A 17275-nucleotide genomic window follows, 5' to 3' on the forward strand; every position below is an offset into this window, starting at 1 on the left:
ATCCTTTGCAACCGACCCGCTGGACAGTGCCCCTCGTGGCGCTCAGCCTGACGCTCGGCGCCGCTCCGGCCGCCGCGTCCCCATCCGGGCCGCCGCCCGCCCGGCCCAAGAATGCCCCGACCGTCTCGACGGTCACGCTGATCACCGGTGACTCGGTCCGAATCACCAGCCGACCCGGCAGCCGGGACCAAGTCACCTTCCAGCCCGGCCCGGGCAGCACTTCGGAGTCCGCGCGGACGACGATCACGAACGGGCACACGTACGTCGTCCCGTCCGCCGCTACAGCCGAGGTCGCCGCGGGCCGCCTCGACCGGACGCTCTTCGACGTCACCACGCTGATCGCCGAAGGCGCGACCAAGAGCACCCCGGTCATCGTGCGCTACTCCGGTAAGAGCGCCGGCAGCCGCGCCCGGTCCGCGATCGCCGGGACGACGGGCGGTCGCGCCCTGACCAGTCTCGGCGCCCGCGCGACCAGGGTGGAGCAGGGGACGACGTTCTGGCGGTCCCTGACCACTGGCGGCGGCGTCGCGAAGGTCAGCCTGGACCGCCGGGTCACGGCGAGCCTCGACCAGAGCGTCCCGCAGATCGGCGGCCCGGCCGCCTGGCAGCGCGGATTCACCGGCAAGGGCGTCAAGATCGCCGTCCTGGACACCGGTATCGACCCCGAGCACCCGGACGTCACCGGCCGGGTCGACGCCGCCGAGAACTTCACCGAAGCCGCCGACAGCATCGACCACCACGGCCACGGCACCCACGTCGCGAGTATCGCGGCCGGCAACGGCGCCGCGTCCGGCGGCAAGAACAAGGGCGTCGCCCCCGAGGCCACCCTGCTCAGCGGCAAGGTCCTCGACGACAGCGGCCAGGGCTACAACTCCAGCATCATCGCCGGCATGGAGTGGGCCACCGCCCAGGGCGCCAAGGTCGTCAACCTCAGCCTCGGCGGCGGTCCGAGCGACGGCACCGACGAGCTGTCCCAGGCGGTCAACCGGATCAGCAAGCAGACCGGCGCCCTGTTCGTCATCGCGGCCGGTAACTGCCGGTTCCCCAACGACGGCCCCGGTAACGTCAGCTCCCCGGCGGCCGCCGACGAAGCCCTTGCCGTTGGCAACCTTCAGCGCGACGGCGCGACCAACGCCGGCTCGTGCCAAGGACCACGCCGCGGGGACGGCGCCCTGAAGCCTGAGCTCTCCGCACCGGGCACCGGCATCGTCGCGGCCCGGGCCGCCGGTACCGGTCTGGGCGATCCGGTCGACGAGCACTACACCTCTCTGACCGGGACGTCGATGGCCAGCCCGCACGTCGCCGGCACCGCCGCGCTGATCGCCCAGGCACACCCGCAGTGGAAGGCCGACGCCCTCAAGGCCCGACTCATCTCGACCTCCGACCCGCAGCCGAACGACCCGATCGGCAAACAGGGCGCCGGCCGCGTCGACGCCGATCAGGCAACCGCGGCCGACGTCACGGTCGACGCCGGTGAGCTTGAACTCGGCGTCCTGGCCTGGCCGTACCCGGCGTCCGACGTCGTCACTCGGGAGCTGACCTACCGCAACCCGACCAGTACGCCGGTCACGCTCGAACTCGCCGTCGACCAGCAGTCCACGAAGCTGAGCGCGGAGAAGCTCGTCGTCCCGGCCGAGGGCGAGGCCAAGGTGACGGTCAGCGCCGACCGCGCCGCCCAGGGCACCGGCAACTTCGCCGGCCGGATCACCGCGACGGCCGACGGCTCCGACCCGCTCGTCACCACGATCGGCTGGTACGCCGAACCCGAGCTCTACGACCTGACCATCACCGGCGTCGCCCACAACGGGAGCCCGGCGTGGGGCGAGTTCGCGCTGAACCGCCTCGACGGCCCTCAGCTCGACCCCTTCGGGACCGTCGTGCCGATCATCGACGGCACCGGCAAGATCCGCGTCCCACCGGGTAAGTACAGCGGCTCGACGGTGTTCTTCACCGCCGCCGTGGACGGCGTCCCCGGACGCGCCGACGTCGTCGTCGCCAATGACTTCGAGGTTCGCAAGCAGACCGCGATCACCCTCGACGGCCGGACGACGCAACCGGTCGATCTCACCGCCGAGGGGCAGCCGGCCATCGCGACCGACCGCGAGACCAGCCTGATCTACGTCCGCACCGCCCCCGGGCTCGCCCACCAGGACGGGCTCAGCAGCATCGGCTCCCGGAGCGTCCACGCGACCAACCGGACCGCGGAGCCGACGGTCGGTACCGCTGAGGTCAGCTTCAGCAAACGGGTCGAGCACCCTGCCTACCAGGTGAAGATCGCGGGCGGCCCGGCCGTCCCGGCGCTCGACTTCTACTTCGGCCCGCGCTTCACCGGCCGCAAGGACCTGCAGGTGTACGACGGCGGCGCCGGTTCACCGGCCGAGCTGGCCGGCGCCAAGGGCAAGGTCGCGATCATCCGGTACGAAGGCGACGCCCTGAACGGTCAGCTCGCGAAGAACGCGGAGGACGCCGGCGCGGCGGCCGCCATCCTCTACAACCCGGCAGTGGCCGGGGACGGCGGCGTCGGCGGCTGGTGGGCGATCGGCGGCACGGACGGCGCGAAGCTGCCCACGCTCCGGGTCTCCCGGGTCAGCGCAAAGAAGTTGCTGGCGGCAACTTCGCTCCGGATCACCGGCCAGGCCGCGACGCCGTACGTCTACGACCTGGCGGTCCCCTGGGCGAAGCGGATCCCGGCCGACACGACCCTCACCGTCAAGCGCGACCAGCTCGCGACGGTCTCGGAGAGTTTCGGCGCCCACGCCGCCGGTCTGGCCACCTCCGAGGTCCGCAAGGCCTACACCCCGGCAGGCGCCGAACTGGGCGGCTTCCTGTGGCCGATCTTCAGCGCACCGGCCCAGCGGACGTCGTACGTCCAGGGCAACCAGATCAAGTGGGGTAGCCAGCTCGTCTTCGACAACGGAAATGCCAATGTCTTCGGGGGTTCCGAGCCGCGGACCTATCGACCGGGATCGACGACCGTCGAGCGTTGGCTGGCGCCGGTGCAGAATGCGAGTCTGCCCGACGCGGCGAACTCGTGGCATCAGGTCGCTCGGGTGGACGGCAGCCTGCACATCTGGCTCCGCCCGACCGGGCAGGGGCCGTCGCAGACCTCCATCGAGCCCGGCGGCAGCCATGAATTCACCGTCACCCGCGACGGGGCCGAGCTCTACACCGGCGACTACCCGGCGGTCTGGCTCGACGTACCGGCCGAGGCGGCCGACTACACGATGAAGCTGACGAGTACGGCTGAGCCGCGGGTGTTCCGCTACTCCACCAGGATCGACTCGCAGTGGAAGTTCCGTTCCAAGGGCGATGAGACCGAGCGGATGCCGCTCGTCCTCGCGGATCTCGACGTCCCGCAGGCGGATGCGGCGAGCCAGGTGCCGACCGGGCAGCCGATCACCATCGACCTTGCCCTGCGGCACCAATTCGGCTCCGGCAGCACGGCCAAGTTCACCAAGCCCAAGCTGCAGCTGTCCTACGACGGCAAGCAGTGGACCGACCTGCCGCTCACGGCCACCGGCACCGCGAAGTATGCCGCGAAGGTCACCCACCCGGCCTCGGCGGCCGGCAAGTCCCCCGCTCTCCGCCTCACCGCGGCCGACACCGAAGGGAGCACGCTCACCCAGGAGATCACCGCCGCCTACGGCGTGAAGTAGGCGACCGCCGGGGGAGACCTTTCCATCAGGATCGAAAGGTCTCCCCCGCCGTGAACCGGATTCCCTCGCCCACCATCACGGAAGTGAAAGGACCCGGCTCAGGAGGTACCCCGTGCACCCGATTCGCTGGCTCGCGCCCGTCGTGAGCCTCAGCCTGACCCTCGGCATCCCGGCCGTGGCGACCGCGGCACCGCCGTCCCCGCAGACCCGTCCACAGACGACGGAGTCCCTGGTCACCTTGATCACCGGCGACCAGGTCCGGGTGACGAGCAGCCCCGGACGGCCGGACCGCGCGACTTTCCTCCCCGGCCCCGGCAGTACGTCGGACGCCGCGCTGACCAGCAGCGTGAACGGACACACGTACGTCGTACCGGTCGCGGCCCAGCCCGACGTCTTGGCGGGACGGCTCGACCGATCCCTGTTCGACGTCACCACATTGATCGCCGAAGGCGCCGCTGAACGCCCGCCGGTCATCGTCCGGTACGCCGGCGCCGCGAAAACGGCCCTCGGTCGCGCGCGATCCGCCGTCCCGGGGACGCGCGGCGGCCGGGTCCTGAACAGTCTCGGCGCCCGCGCGACCCGGGTCGAGCACGGTTCGGCCTTCTGGAAGTCCGTGGCCACGACGTCCGCCGTCGCCAGGATCAGCCTCGACCGGCGGGTCACCGCGAACCTCGAGCAGAGCGTCCCGCAGATCGGCGGGCCCGCGGCCTGGCAGCGCGGCTTCACCGGCAAGGGCGTCAAGATCGCCGTCCTCGATACCGGCATCGACCCGAACCACCCCGAACCACCCCGACCTGGCCGGCCGGATCGCCGCCGCCGAGAACTTCAGCGAGGCCGAGGACGCCGTCGATCGTCACGGTCATGGCACCCACGTCGCGAGTATCGCGGCCGGCAACGGGACGGCGTCCGGCGGGAAGAACAAGGGCGTCGCACCCGAGGCCACGCTGCTCAGCGGCAAGGTGCTCAACGACAACGGACAGGGTTACGACTCCGGCATCATCGCCGGGATGGAGTGGGCCACCGCCCAGGGCGCGAAGGTCGTCAACCTCAGCCTCGGCGGCGATGCCACCGACGGGACCGACGAGCTGTCCCAGGCGGTCAACCGACTCAGCGCGGAGACCGGCACGCTGTTCGTCGTTGCGGCCGGCAACGTTCGTCCGCCCGACACGTCCTGCCGGATCAGCAGTCCGGCGGCCGCCGACGAAGCGCTTGCTGTTGGCAACCTTCTGCGCGATGGCTCGACCAGCGCCCGTTCCTGCCGCGGCCCACGCGTGGGTGACAACGTCACGAAGCCGGAGCTGTCCGCGCCGGGCACCGGGATCGTCGCCGCCCGCGCGGCCGGCACTGAGCTCGGCGAGCCGGTGGACGACAACTACACAGCGGCCTCCGGTACGTCGATGGCCAGCCCGCATGTCGCCGGCGCCGCCGCGCTGATCGCCCAGGCGAATCCGGGGTGGAAGGCCGACGCCCTCAAGGCCCGACTCATCTCGACCGCCGATCCGCAGCCGAACAACCCGCTGACCGGGCAGGGCGCGGGCCGCGTGGACGCCGACCAGGCGACCGCGACCGGCCCGTCGGTCGACCTGGCCGAGCTGGACCTCGGCGCGATCACCTGGCCGTATCCGCAGACCGACCCGGTCACCCGCGAACTGAAGTACCGCAACCCGACCGCGACGCCGGTCACTCTCAGCCTGGCCAGCGATCTCCCCGCAGTCCGGTTCAGCAGCACGAGCCTCGTCGTCCCCGCTCAGGGTGAGGCCGCCGTCACTGTCACTACCGACCGCGCTGCCGCCGGCAGTGGTGCGATCGCCGGGCGCATCACCGCGACCGCGACCGGCGCGGATCCGCTCGTCACCGTTGTCGGCTGGTACGCCGAACCCGAGATGTACGACGTCACCTTCACTGGAATCGGACCCAACGGCGGACCGGCCGATGGCGAGCTCGGCCTGAACCGGCTGGACGGCGAGCAGCCCGATCTCGAGAGTCCGCAACTCGTCGACGGGACGGCGACGGTTCGCCTCGCCCCCGGCCGGTACGACGTGTCGTCGCTGTTCATCACCGACGCGACCGACGCCGCGCCCGGCCGGTTCGATCTGGTGCTGAGCGAGGAGTTCGTGGTCCGTCGCTCCGCAACGGTGACGCTCGACGCCCGTAAGGCCCAGCCGGTGGACGTCGGCGTCCAAGGGCAGGGTGCGGCGACTGCGCGGATGACTGAGCTGTCCTACGTCCGCGAGCTGCCCGGCCTGCGGCGTACGAACGGCGCCAGCGCAAGTGGCGCACGGCGAACCTTCACCGCGACCAGGACGGCCGCGCCGACGGTCGGTTCGGCGGAGATCGCCATCGGCAAACGGCTGGAACAACCGCCGTACCACGCCGAGATCGTCGGCGGACCCGCGTTCACCGCCCTCGACTTCCACACCGGCCCGCGGTTCACCGGTCGCAAGGACCTGCGGGTTTTCGACGGCGGAGCCGGTTCACCGGCCGAGCTGACCGGTGTCAAAGGCAAGCTGGCGCTGATCCGGACCGACGGAAGCCTGCCCAGCGGCGAGCTGGCGAAGAACGCCCAGGACGCCGGCGCGGCCGCCGTCATGCTCTACCGGCCGGACCGGGCCGGGGACGGCGCAGTGTTCAGCTTCTGGGCCACCGGCGAGAACGGCGAGGCGACGCTGCCGACAATGCGAATCTCCCGGATCAGCGCGCAGTCCCTCCTCAAGGGCTCGGTCACCGTCCGCGTCACCGGGCAGGCCGCGACGCCGTACGTCTACGACCTGGTCGTACCGTGGCGCAATCAGGTACCGGCCGACTCCGTCGTGGCCATCCGCCCCGCCGAACTCGCGACGGTTGACGAGACCTTCGGCACCCACGTCCGCGGCGCCCAGGTGTCGGAGTCGCGGAGCGGCACGACCCCAGCAGGCTCGACGCTGAACACCTTCCTCCCACCCGAGTTCCCGACCCCGGGCAAGCGCACCGCCTACGTGCTGGGCAACGACGTCCAATGGTCGAGCGTGGTGTCGTTCCAGGGCGGCACGACCATGCATCTGACCAACACGCCACGGGCCTACCAGCCAGGGGCGAAGACGGTCGAGCGCTGGATGACCGCCGTCCTGAACAGCGGTCTCCCCGATGGCCCGTCCGGCCCGTCGACTCAGGTCGGCCGCATGGAGGGCGGCCTCGGCCTGTCCTTCAGCGCCCTCAGCCGCGGCAGCCAGTACCTCCCGCACATCTACGCCGGCGGCGAGATCAAGGTCAGCCGCAACGGCCGCGAAATCGCCAACGAACCCGGCATCGGCGTCCTCCCCGACGTACCAGCCGACGCCGCAACCTACACCGTCGACCTCACCGCAGCCTCCGACCCCGACGTCTTCCGCTACTCCTCATCCGTCAAGTCACACTGGAAGTTCCGCTCCAAGGGCGGCGCCACCGAGCTGATGCCACTGGTACTGGTCGACCTCGACATCCCCCAGTCCAACGCCCTCAACCAGGTCCCCACCAACCGCTCCATCACGATCGACCTCGGCCTCCGCCACCAACACGGCTCCGGCAGCACCGCGGCCTTCACCAAGCCCAAGTTGGAGCTCTCCTACGACGGACGCCATTGGACGTCGCTGCCGATCACCGGCACCGGCGCCAAGTACGCGGCCACCGTCACCCACCCGGGTTCCGCCGCCGGCAAGGCACCCAGCCTGCGCATCACAGCAAAAGATGCCGATGGCAACAGTTTGAAGCAGGTGATCACCGCGGCCTACGGCGTGCGGTAGGCCGCCTGGCGGGGGTGGCAGTCAGCCACCCCCGCTCACGCCAATACCGCCGTCGCTTCGATCTCCACCAGGTGCTCCGGGACATCCAGCGCCGCCACGCCGATCAGCGTCGCCGGCGGTGCGTCCGTGATGCCCAACCCGGTCCTCGCCCGGTCGATACCGGCGAGCAGGGCGGGCATCTTGTCCGGCGTCCAGTCGACGGCGTAAACGGTCAGCCGGACGACGTCCGCGAACGTCCCGCCCGCCGCCGTCACGGCAGTGTTCACATTGCGGTAGGCCTGCTCGACCTGGGCCGCCAGATCACCCTCGCCAACAGTCTTCCCTTCGGCATCCCACGACACCTGGCCCGCAACGAACACCATCCGACTGCCGGTCGCCACGGCGACCTGATGGTAGACGTCGACGGCCGGCAGTGCGTCCGGATCGATCATTGTGCTCGGCATGGTTTCCCCTCGTGCTCTCTTGTGGTTACTCAGGAACCATAGGAGAGTGTGGAGCAGGACGGAAGAAGGCACTTTTCGGTGATCGGGGAACCAGATGGGAACCAAGCAGGTCAGCGGCCTGTCGGCGGCTGAGCAGGCCGACCTGAGTCGGGCCGATTCGCTGGCGCGGGAGATCTTCTCGGATGTCGCGAACAAGTGGGCGTTCCTGATCATCGAGACGCTCGGCGACGGCACGCTGCGGTTCAGCGAGTTGCGGCAGCGGGTCGGGGGGATCAGCCACAAGATGCTCACGCAGAACCTGCGGATGCTCGAGCGCAACGGGCTGGTCGGACGGACGGTGTACCCGACCGTGCCGCCGAAGGTGGAGTACACGTTGACCGAGGCGGGGCAGGGGTTGCGGGTGACCGTCGACACTATGTGCGCGTGGACGCACAAGTACTTCGCGCAGATCGAGAGCGCTCGGCAGAGCTTCGACCAGGGCTAGCGGCCGGCGGTGACCAGGCCGGCGTCGTAGGCGAGGATGACGGCTTGGACGCGGTCGCGGAGGCCGAGTTTGCTGAGCATCCGGCTGACGTGGGTCTTGACGGTGTGTTCGGTGAGGTGGAGTTCGTCGGCGATCTCGGCGTTGGAGTTGCCTTTGGCAACGAGGACGAGGACTTCGCGCTCGCGGGCGGTCAGGACGTCGAGGCCGGCCGCGACCGTCGGGTCGAGGCGGGTGTCGGCGAAGCGGTCGATCAGGCGGCGGGTGACCGGGGGCGCGAGCAGGGCGTCGCCGCCGGCGATCACCCGGACGGCGTTGATCAGCTCGTCCCGGGAGGACCGTTTCAGCAGGAAGCCGCTGGCGCCGGCGCGGAGCGCGTCGTACACGTACTCGTCGAGGTCGAAGGTGGTCAGGATCAGCACCCGCGGGCCGCCGGCCAGCTGCCGGGTCGCCTCGATCCCGTCCATCACCGGCATCCGGACGTCCATCAGGACGACGGCCAGGTCCAGGATCGCGGCCGCCTGCCGGATCGCGTCCGCGCCGTCGACGGCCTGGGCGACCACCTCGATATCCGGCTGACCGTCCAGGATCATCGCGATCCCGTCCCGGACCAGGTCCTGGTCGTCGACCACCATCACCTTGATCGGGCCGGTTCGGAGGTCGTTCACCGGCTGCCGCCGACCGGGATCCAGGCGGCGATCGTCGTCCCCGCGCCCGGCGTACTGCGGATGTCGAGCGTGCCGCCCTCGATCCGGACCCGCTCGCGCATCCCCGGCAGGCCGTGCCGGTTCCCACGACCGGCCGCCGCGACGTCGAATCCGCTCCCGTCGTCGGTCACCTCGACCCGCAAACCCGCCTCCTTGATCCGCACGGTCACCCGGACGGCGCTCGCCTTCGCATGTTTGACCACGTTCGTCAGCGCCTCCTGGACGAGCCGGTACGCCGTCACCTGCTGGCCCTCCGGCGGTGCGCTCAGGTCGCCGTCCAGATCGAGCTCGATCGTCAGGCGCTCGTCCGAGACATCCGTGACCAACTGTGACAGATCGGCCAGCCCGGGCTGCGGAGCCAGCTGCGGGTCCGGGATGCCGTCTTCGTCACGAAGCGCGGAGAGCAGTCGGTCCAGCTCGCTCAGCGCGCGCCGGCCGGCGTCCCCGATCCGCTGGAAACCGGCCAGGACGTCGTCCTCTCCGCGCCGGATCAGATCCGGACCGGTCTCGGCCTGGATCACCATCAGGTTCACCGCGTGCGCGACGACGTCGTGCAGGTCGCGGGCGATCACGGCCCGCTCGGTCAGCACGACCTGCTCGGCCTCGCGGACCTCGACCTGCTGCTCCAGCTCCGCCTCGCGCTGCGTGGCGACCCGATTCCGCCGGTAGAAGCGCGTCGCGATCCCGGCGGCGATCGGCAGCAGGAACAGCAGCGAGTACGTCAGCGGCCAGCGGTTGTCGACCAGCCCTTCGTACGTGACGTTGTGCGCCCCCGAGCTGTCGAAGGCGAACGGCAGACCGTCGCTCCGCAACCGCGGGAAGATGTACTGCATCACGACGAACCGCATCCGCCAGGTGATGATCGGCAGGATCACCAGGACAGCGACCGCGGTCGGCACCGTCCAGCGCACCGACCGGTCCTGCCGGGGCGTCACGATCAGCCAGTAGAGCGAGAGCGCGAAGGTGGCGTAGTAGGCGTAGATCGGCGACGACGCCTGGTAGTTCACGATCAGCGCCCCGGCCGCGAGTACGACGACCGGGACCACCGGCCAGCGGCGAAGCACGAGCACGAACGCGGCGGCCGCCAGCCCGTAGGGCATCCAACCTGGCGCACTCCACCAGTTCCCGCGGAAGACGTCCTGCGCGAGCTCGGTCAGGGTGAGCGTCGCGAACCCGGCGGCCAGCAGGGTGGTCCGCAGCAGGTCGGCCGGCCCGCGCAGGAACGCGCGCAACTCCAGCCACTGCTCGCCGAGCGACGACGTCTGCGCCCGGCGCCGCCGGATCAGCAGGAACAGCACCACGACCACGACAATCAGCAAGATCTGCCAGCGCGGCCAGTTCCGCCCCAGCAGTACCTCGCGGAAGTACTCGCTGATCCCGCGCCCGCCGACGGCCAGCGGCGGGCCCTCCGACTGCTGCCAGGTCCAGTTGGGATACGGGTAGACGAGCTCGATCAGCCGGTTCCGGTTGACCTCCAGCAGCAGGATCAGGGCGGCCGTCGCGCCGGTCACCGACAGCGCGGTCGGCACCCGGCAACGCCCGGCGAGCGACCATAACGCGAGTACCACGCCGCCGAGCAGAACCCACTTCGGCTGGTTCGCGATCTCCGCCAGGTAAGCGCCGAGCATCAGCCCCGGCACCGCGATCGCCGGCGTGATCCGGCGGATGGCGATCAACAGCGGCAGCACCATCAGCAGCAGCTTCAGCCACAGCGGCAGGAACGGCCAGCCGGCGTTCGTGGAATCGAGGGCACGGTGCTGCAGACTCGCCACGCCCACGACGGCGATGACGGCGTCCACCCAGAGGGCGCGACGCTCGGTCCACAGTTCCTTCACTCGCCCATTGTTGCGCCGCGAGCACCCGAAAGCCGTCACTCTCAGGAGTGACACCCGGGTCACTCCTGAGGACTCGACCGGCGCCGGGATCTCGCTCGCCCCGGCGACCACGGTTGGCTCTCAGCGGCGATGTGGTGACCAGGGGTGCACCGGGATCGTCGAGAACATGACGATCGAGCTGGATACACCGAAGATTCGGCGCCGGGTGCCGACCGGGATTCTGGTGCTGGCGGCAACCATGCTGCCGGTGCTGTGTCTCCTGGTCTGGCATCCCTGGGCGTCCGACATGGGGGATTTGCGGGTGTACTACGCGGCGGCCAAGGGGCTCGTCGACGGGGACGACATCTACACCGTGCACCGGAACTACCCGGGGATGGGACTCGGCTTCACCTACCCGCCGTTCGCGGCGCTGGTGTTCGCGCCGTTCGCGATCGGCCAGGAGTTCGCGCGAACCCTGATCACGCTGGCCTCCGCGCTGTCGCTGCTGGTGATCGGCTGGGCGACGGCGAAGAAGCTCGGCTGGCGGCGCGAGTACGGCGTCCTGCTGGCCTTCGCCGCACTGCTGTTCGAGCCGGTCCGGTCGACGCTCGGCCTCGGCCAGATCAACCTGATCCTGCTGGCGATCCTGATGGTCGACCTGCTCGGCCTGACCCCGCGCAGGTTCCGCGGCGTCCTGGTCGGTGTTGCCACCGGCATCAAACTGACGCCGGGGATCTTCATCGTCTTCCTGATCGTGACCAAGCGCTACCGGGAGGCGGTCGTCGCGAGTGTGACCACCGCGCTCACGATGGTGGTCGCGTTCCTGGTGACGCCGAGCTCGACGATCGACTTCTGGACGAAGTACATCTTCGACCCGGGCCGGGTCGGCCCGCCGCACTACATCGGCAACCAGTCGATCCGCGGCGCCGTCGTCCGGCTGACCGAGAACATGCCCTGGTCCGGGCCGTTCTGGTTGCTGCTGGCAATCACCGTCGGCATCGCCGGCCTGTACGTCGCCCGTCGCCTGCACGATCGTGGATTCGGCTTCGAGGCGGTCGTGGTGACCGCGTTCACCGGGCTGGCCGCCTCCCCGATCTCGTGGTCGAACCACTGGGTCTGGGCCGTTCCCGCGGCCGCGCTCGCCTGGCACCACCGCGGCAAACTGCTCTCGCTGCGGACGGCGCTGGCCGCGGGCTGGACCGCGATGTTCGTGCTCGGTCTGCCGTGGTGGCTACCGTTCGCCCACGACCAGGAGGTCCACTACAACGCCCTGCAGACCCTGGTCGCGGACTGCTACCTGATCGGCGCGCTGGCGCTGATCGCCTTCGGCTACCGGCTGCCTCAGCTGCTGAACTCCGATGCGCGGATGCGGTAGACCTGCAGGTTCAGGTCGTAGTACTTGTCGGTCTCGCCGACCCACTCCATGCCGAGGCGAGCGGCGGTCGCGATGGCGCGCTTGTTGTTCGGGCGCGCCACCGCGAACAGCTCGTCGACGTCGTGGGTGTTGAACGCCCACGACATCAGGGCCCGGCTCGCCTCCACGGCGTACCCGTTCCCCCAGGCGCTCGGCCGCAGCTGCCAGCCGATCTCGAGATCCTCCTCGTACGGCGGCAGCAGCCGGATCAGCAGCCCGCCGACCACCTCGCCGTCCTCGGCGCGCACCACCGCGAAGCGGCCCGCGGGGACGACGAAGTTCGGCTGGGCCTCGATCCAGGCGGACAGGATCATCCGCATCGTGGTCACGTCGGTCACCTTGTCGATGGCCGGCGAGAGCCACTGCGCCACATCGGGCGACCCGTAGATCTCCAGCGCGGCCTCGGCGTCGGTCTCTTCCCAGTCCCGGATCAGTAGCCGGTCGGTCTGCAGGCTCAGCGTCACCTTGCCAGCGTACGTCGGGTTCGCGGTCGATCGGATGGCCGGAAAATGAAGAAACCGCAGGGTGGTCCTCGAAGGGACCACCCCGCGGCGCCGAAGAACACCCGGGGGAGGGTGGTACTTCGGCCGTGGAGACGCCGAGGGGGGATTCGACGGTCTCCACCGGATCCGGAGGCCCCGAGGGGTGGGGTTCGAGAACCTCCGGTGGTTCAGCGTGAGCCCAGCTCCAGCGGCTGGGTCCGGATCCATCGGGTGGTCGTCTGCTGGCGGCCCATGGCGATCACGTCACCGGCCGGCCCAGCCGAGAAGACCCGACTTGCGGTACTGCGTCGCGAGACGCCGACACCGCGCTGCACTTCGGCCAGGAGCTGGTTCAGCTTCGAGCGCAGCTCCTCCACCTCCGACTGTAGCGCGAGGATGTGCCGAATACCCGCGAGGTTCACCCCCTCTTCCTGCGAGAGGTGCTGGACGTAGCGCAGCCGCGCCACGTCGTACGCCGAATACCGCCGGCCACGGCCGGACGCCCGGCTCGGCACCACAAGGCCGAGCCGGTCGTACTGCCGCAGCGTCTGCGGATGCATCCCGGCCAGTTGAGCCGCCACCGAGATCACGTAGATCGGGGTGCGGTCGTCCCAGGTCGGCACCTGGCTGAACGGGCGGCTCCTCGGTCCTGAGGTCATCAGGAACTCCCGAACAACCCGGAGCGCAGATCAGGCTGGTCGGACGCCGAGTTGAACTCCTGCAGCTTCGCGCGCTGCTCGTCGGTCAGCTCGTGCGGCACCTGGACCTGCAGCGTGAGCAGCAGGTCGCCCTTGGTGCCGTCCCGCCGGGCGGACCCCTTACCGCGGACGCGCAGCTTGCTGCCGTTCGCCGTACCGGCGGGGATCCGGACCGTGACCGGGAGGCCGTCGAGCGTGGGGACCTTGATCTCCGCACCCAGCGCCGCCTCGGTGAAACTCACCGGGACGTTCAGCGTCAGGTGCTCGCCCTGACGACCGAAGATCCGGTGCGAGTGGACGTGCACGGTGACGTAGAGGTCGCCCGCGGGGCCGCCTCGCTCACCGGCCGCGCCCTTGCCCTTGAGCCGGATCCGCTGGTTGTCCTGGACCCCGGCCGGGATCCGGACCTGCATGGTCTTGCTCGACTGGCCGCGGCCGGAGCCGTGGCAGGTCTCGCACGGCTGGTCGACGACCAGGCCGCGACCCTTGCACTCGGTGCACGGCTCGGTCATCGCGAACACACCGCCCTGGACCGAGGTCTGCATCCCCGTGCCTTCGCACTTCAGGCAGACCTTCGGCACCGTGCCGTACTTCGCGCCCGTCCCCCGGCAGGTCTTACAGGGCTCGTCGCTGGTCATCCGCAACGCGACGGTGACGCCGTTCACGGCCTCGCCGAACTCGATCGTCGCCTCGGTCTCGATGTCCTGACCGCGCCGCGGCCGCGCCGTCGACGTACTGGTCGACGAGCGACCGCCGCCGCCGAACATGCCGCCCAGGATGTCGCCCAGACCGCCGGCCCCGGCGGCGCCGCCCTGGCCGCCGCCGCGGTTGAACAGGTCACCGACGTCGAAGTTGAACCCGCCGCCGCCCTGACCACCGCCGCCCGGCATCCGGAAGCCGCCGCTGCCGAACAGCCGCCGCGCCTCGTCGTACTCCTTGCGCTTCTTGGCGTCCCCGACGACGTCGTACGCCTCGGAGACCTCCTTGAACTTCGCCTCCGCGGAAGCGTCACCCTGGTTGGAGTCCGGGTGGTACTTCCGCGCGAGCTTGCGGTACGACTTCTTGATCTCGTCCTGCTCGGCGGTCTTGGAGACGCCGAGAACCTTGTAGAAGTCCTTCTCGAGCCAGTCCTTCGTACTCACTCGACGCCTCCCCTCCCGCTACTCCGCGGTGTTAGCCGCGTCTTCATCCGGTGCGCTCTCCGCCGGCTTGTCCGGCAGTTGCTCGGTGGGCTCCGAGACGGCCACCCGGGCCGCCCGCAGGATCCGCTCGCCGTGGCGGTAACCCGGCTGCATCACCATCGTCGCGGTCGGGCCGTCGACCTCGTCGGAGTAGTTGTGCAGCAGGGCCTCGTGGATCCGCGGGTCGAAGGCATCGCCCTTCTCGCCGAACTTCTCCAGGCCGAGCTTCTCGGTGGCCCGCTCCAGCGACTCGGCGACCGCCTTGAACGCGCCCTCCAGCTCACCGGCCTCGCGGGCCCGGCCGACGTCGTCCAGGATGCCGAGCAGCTCGGTCAGCACCGAGCCGGTGACCAGCTCGCGGCTGGCCTCCCGGTCCCGGTCGACGCGGCGCTTGTAGTTCACGTACTCGGCCTGCAGGCGCTGCAGATCCGCCGTCCGCTCGGCGAGGGCCTCGGTGAGCAGCGCCTCCTGCGCGGACGGACCGATCAGGTCGGACGGATCGGCGTCGCCGCGCGGCGGCTGACCCGCGGGAGCCGCGTTCGGCTCCCGCACGTCACCGGTGTCCGGGTCGATCCGGCGCTTGTCCCGGACGACGGGCTCGCCGTCGCCGAACTCGCTGCCAGTGGGTCGATCCGTCACTTGTCCTCCGTCTTGTCCTGCGGGCGGTCCTCGTCCACGATCTCGGCGTCGACGACGTCGTCGTCATTGTCGGCCTTGGTCTCGCCGTCGGCCTGCGCGTCACCCTCGGCGCCGCCCGCGGCCTGGGCGTTCGCGTACATCGCGGCGCCCATCTTCTGGCTGGACTGCGCGAGCTTCTCGGACGCCGCCTTGATCGCGTCGTCGTCGGTGCCCTCGAGCGCCTTCTTCAGCTCCGCGACGCCGTCCTTGACCTCGGTCTTCACGTCGTCCGGGATCTTGTCCTCGTTCTCGGACAGGAACTTCTCGGTCTGGTAGACGAGGCCCTCGGCCTGGTTGCGGGACTCGACCGCCTCGCGGCGCTTGCGGTCCTCCTCGGCGTACTGCTCGGCGTCCTTGACCATCTGGTCGATATCGGTCTTCGGCAGCGCGGAGCCGCCGGTCACCGTCATCCGCTGCTCCTTGCCGGTGGCCAGGTCCTTGGCGTTGACGTGCACGATGCCGTTCGCGTCGATGTCGAAGGTGACCTCGATCTGCGGCACGTTCCGCGGCGCCGGCGGCAGGCCGGTCAGCTCGAAGTTGCCGAGCGACTTGTTGTCGCGGGCCATCTCGCGCTCACCCTGGTAGACCTGGATCATCACCGACGGCTGGTTGTCCTCGGCGGTGGTGAAGATCTCCGAGCCCTTGGTCGGGATCGTGGTGTTCCGCTCGATGATCTTGGTGAAGACGCCGCCCTTGGTCTCGATGCCGAGGCTCAGCGGGGTCACGTCCAGCAGCAGGACGTCCTTGACCTCACCCTTCAGCACACCGGCCTGCAGGGAGGCGCCGACCGCGACGACCTCGTCCGGGTTGACGCCCTTGTTCGGGTCCTTGCCGCCGGTCAGCTCCTTGACCAGCTCGGCGACCGCCGGCATCCGGGTGGAGCCGCCGACCAGGATGACGTGGTCGACCTTGGAGACGTCGACGCCGGCGTCCTTGATGACGGCCTTGAACGGCGCGCGGGCGCGCTCGAGCAGGTCGGCGGTGAGCTTCTGGAACTCGGCCCGGGAGAGCTTCTCCTCCAGGTGCAGCGGGCCGGAGTCGGTCAGGCTCAGGTACGGCAGGTGGATGCTGGTCTCGGCGGCGCTGGAGAGCTCGATCTTCGCCTTCTCCGCGGCCTCCTGCAGACGCTGCATGGCCATCTTGTCACCGGACAGGTCGGTGCCGTTCTTGTTCTTGAACTGCGTCACCAGCCACTGGACGATCCGCTGGTCCCAGTCGTCGCCGCCGAGGTGGTTGTCACCGGAGGTGGCCTTCACCTCGAAGACGCCGTCGCCGATCTCCAGCAGCGACACGTCGAAGGTGCCGCCGCCGAGGTCGAAGACCAGGATGGTCTGCTCGGCGCCCTTGTCCAGGCCGTAGGCCAGCGCGGCCGCGGTCGGCTCGTTGACGATCCGGTGCACGTTCAGACCGGCGATCTCACCGGCCTCCTTGGTCGCCTGGCGCTGCGCGTCGGAGAAGTAGGCCGGCACGGTGATGACCGCGTCCGTGACCTGCTCCCCGAGGTACGCCTCGGCGTCCCGCTTCAGCTTCTGCAGCACGAACGCGCTGATCTGCTGCGGGGTGAACTTCTTGCCGTCGATGTCGACGTTCCAGCTCTCGCCCATGTGCCGCTTGACGGAGCGGATCGTCCGGTCGACGTTCGTGGTGGCCTGGCGCTTGGCCACCTCGCCGACCAGGACCTCGCCGTTCTTGGCGAAGGCCACCACCGAGGGCGTCGTCCGCGCTCCCTCGGCGTTGGGGATGACGGTGGGCTCGCCACCTTCCAGTACGGCGATGACGGAGTTCGTCGTACCGAGATCGATACCGACCGCGCGGGCCATGCTTTACCTCCACGAGTTGAGTGATACAGACTCAATGTTGCCGTTCGGTCGCTCCGGTTTCAAATCCGTGACTGAACAAACTTGAGTTCACTGGACTCAACATTGCACACCGCCCAGGTCATTCCCAAGGCGTACCCCGGATT

At 69.8% G+C, this 17275-nt stretch carries 13 protein-coding genes; 4 read left to right on the forward strand and 9 right to left on the reverse strand.

Annotated features, from left to right (window positions below):
• Positions 1-35: 35 nt before the first annotated feature.
• Complete coding sequence (locus ACZ6ZD_RS06870; protein WP_465669131.1) at positions 36-3656, forward strand: S8 family peptidase; 3621 nt, start codon at positions 36-38, stop codon at positions 3654-3656.
• A 75-nt stretch (positions 3657-3731) separates the two neighbouring features.
• On the opposite strand, the gene ACZ6ZD_RS06875 is transcribed toward ACZ6ZD_RS06870, so the two are convergent.
• Complete coding sequence (locus ACZ6ZD_RS06875) at positions 3732-4397, reverse strand: hypothetical protein (RefSeq protein ID WP_465669133.1); 666 nt, start codon at positions 4395-4397, stop codon at positions 3732-3734.
• 65 nt (positions 4398-4462) lie between these two features.
• On the opposite strand from ACZ6ZD_RS06875, the gene ACZ6ZD_RS06880 reads away from it, so the two are divergent.
• Positions 4463-7414, forward strand: a complete 2952-nt coding sequence (locus tag ACZ6ZD_RS06880) for a S8 family serine peptidase (RefSeq protein ID WP_465672636.1) — start codon at positions 4463-4465, stop codon at positions 7412-7414.
• 35 nt (positions 7415-7449) lie between these two features.
• Here the strand turns inward: ACZ6ZD_RS06880 and ACZ6ZD_RS06885 are convergent, their stop codons facing one another.
• Positions 7450-7857: a RidA family protein gene (locus tag ACZ6ZD_RS06885; RefSeq protein WP_465669135.1), complete on the reverse strand. Its 408-nt coding sequence runs from the start codon at positions 7855-7857 to the stop codon at positions 7450-7452.
• 94 nt (positions 7858-7951) lie between these two features.
• On the opposite strand from ACZ6ZD_RS06885, the gene ACZ6ZD_RS06890 reads away from it, so the two are divergent.
• Entirely contained in the window at positions 7952-8341 is a 390-nt protein-coding gene (locus ACZ6ZD_RS06890) for a winged helix-turn-helix transcriptional regulator (RefSeq protein WP_465669137.1), read from the forward strand.
• On the opposite strand, the gene ACZ6ZD_RS06895 is transcribed toward ACZ6ZD_RS06890, so the two are convergent.
• Entirely contained in the window at positions 8338-9006 is a 669-nt protein-coding gene (locus ACZ6ZD_RS06895) for a response regulator transcription factor (RefSeq protein ID WP_465669139.1), read from the reverse strand. The genes ACZ6ZD_RS06890 and ACZ6ZD_RS06895 overlap by 4 nt on opposite strands.
• On the reverse strand, positions 9003-10880 hold the full coding sequence (locus ACZ6ZD_RS06900) for a sensor histidine kinase (protein ID WP_465669141.1): 1878 nt from the start codon (positions 10878-10880) through the stop codon (positions 9003-9005). The genes ACZ6ZD_RS06895 and ACZ6ZD_RS06900 overlap by 4 nt, the downstream gene beginning before the upstream one ends.
• 166 nt (positions 10881-11046) lie before the next feature.
• Here ACZ6ZD_RS06900 and ACZ6ZD_RS06905 point away from each other — a divergent pair, with 166 nt between their 5' ends.
• Complete coding sequence (locus ACZ6ZD_RS06905) at positions 11047-12234, forward strand: glycosyltransferase 87 family protein (RefSeq protein WP_465669143.1); 1188 nt, start codon at positions 11047-11049, stop codon at positions 12232-12234.
• Here ACZ6ZD_RS06905 and ACZ6ZD_RS06910 read toward each other — a convergent pair.
• The 5 genes from ACZ6ZD_RS06910 to dnaK all read right to left on the reverse strand — a co-directional run bounded on the left by ACZ6ZD_RS06910 (position 12201) and on the right by dnaK (position 17132).
• Positions 12201-12737: a GNAT family N-acetyltransferase gene (locus ACZ6ZD_RS06910; protein WP_465669145.1), complete on the reverse strand. Its 537-nt coding sequence runs from the start codon at positions 12735-12737 to the stop codon at positions 12201-12203. The two genes, ACZ6ZD_RS06905 and ACZ6ZD_RS06910, sit on opposite strands and share 34 nt — an antisense overlap.
• Before the next feature lie 206 nt (positions 12738-12943).
• Entirely contained in the window at positions 12944-13414 is a 471-nt protein-coding gene (locus ACZ6ZD_RS06915; protein ID WP_465669147.1) for a heat shock protein transcriptional repressor HspR, read from the reverse strand.
• Positions 13414-14595: a molecular chaperone DnaJ gene (gene dnaJ, locus ACZ6ZD_RS06920; RefSeq protein ID WP_465669149.1), complete on the reverse strand. Its 1182-nt coding sequence runs from the start codon at positions 14593-14595 to the stop codon at positions 13414-13416. Before dnaJ ends, ACZ6ZD_RS06915 begins: the two co-directional genes overlap by 1 nt.
• An 18-nt stretch (positions 14596-14613) precedes the next feature.
• Positions 14614-15273, reverse strand: a complete 660-nt coding sequence (gene grpE / locus ACZ6ZD_RS06925; protein WP_465669151.1) for a nucleotide exchange factor GrpE — start codon at positions 15271-15273, stop codon at positions 14614-14616.
• On the reverse strand, positions 15270-17132 hold the full coding sequence (gene dnaK / locus ACZ6ZD_RS06930; RefSeq protein ID WP_465669153.1) for a molecular chaperone DnaK: 1863 nt from the start codon (positions 17130-17132) through the stop codon (positions 15270-15272). Before dnaK ends, grpE begins: the two co-directional genes overlap by 4 nt.
• Between the last annotated feature and the right edge of the window lie 143 nt (positions 17133-17275).

The organism is Kribbella sp. NPDC104218, from assembly GCF_055584105.1.

What these genes read in the sequence shown, in the direction of transcription:
- ACZ6ZD_RS06885 (WP_465669135.1), bottom strand. Translation starts at nt 7,857, where the DNA reads ATGCCGAGCACAATGATCGATCCGGACGCACTGCCGGCCGTCGACGTC.
- ACZ6ZD_RS06890 (WP_465669137.1), top strand. Translation starts at nt 7,952, where the DNA reads ATGGGAACCAAGCAGGTCAGCGGCCTGTCGGCGGCTGAGCAGGCCGAC.
- ACZ6ZD_RS06905 (WP_465669143.1), top strand. Translation starts at nt 11,047, where the DNA reads ATGACGATCGAGCTGGATACACCGAAGATTCGGCGCCGGGTGCCGACC.
- ACZ6ZD_RS06915 (WP_465669147.1), bottom strand. Translation starts at nt 13,414, where the DNA reads ATGACCTCAGGACCGAGGAGCCGCCCGTTCAGCCAGGTGCCGACCTGG.
- dnaK (WP_465669153.1), bottom strand. Translation starts at nt 17,132, where the DNA reads ATGGCCCGCGCGGTCGGTATCGATCTCGGTACGACGAACTCCGTCATC.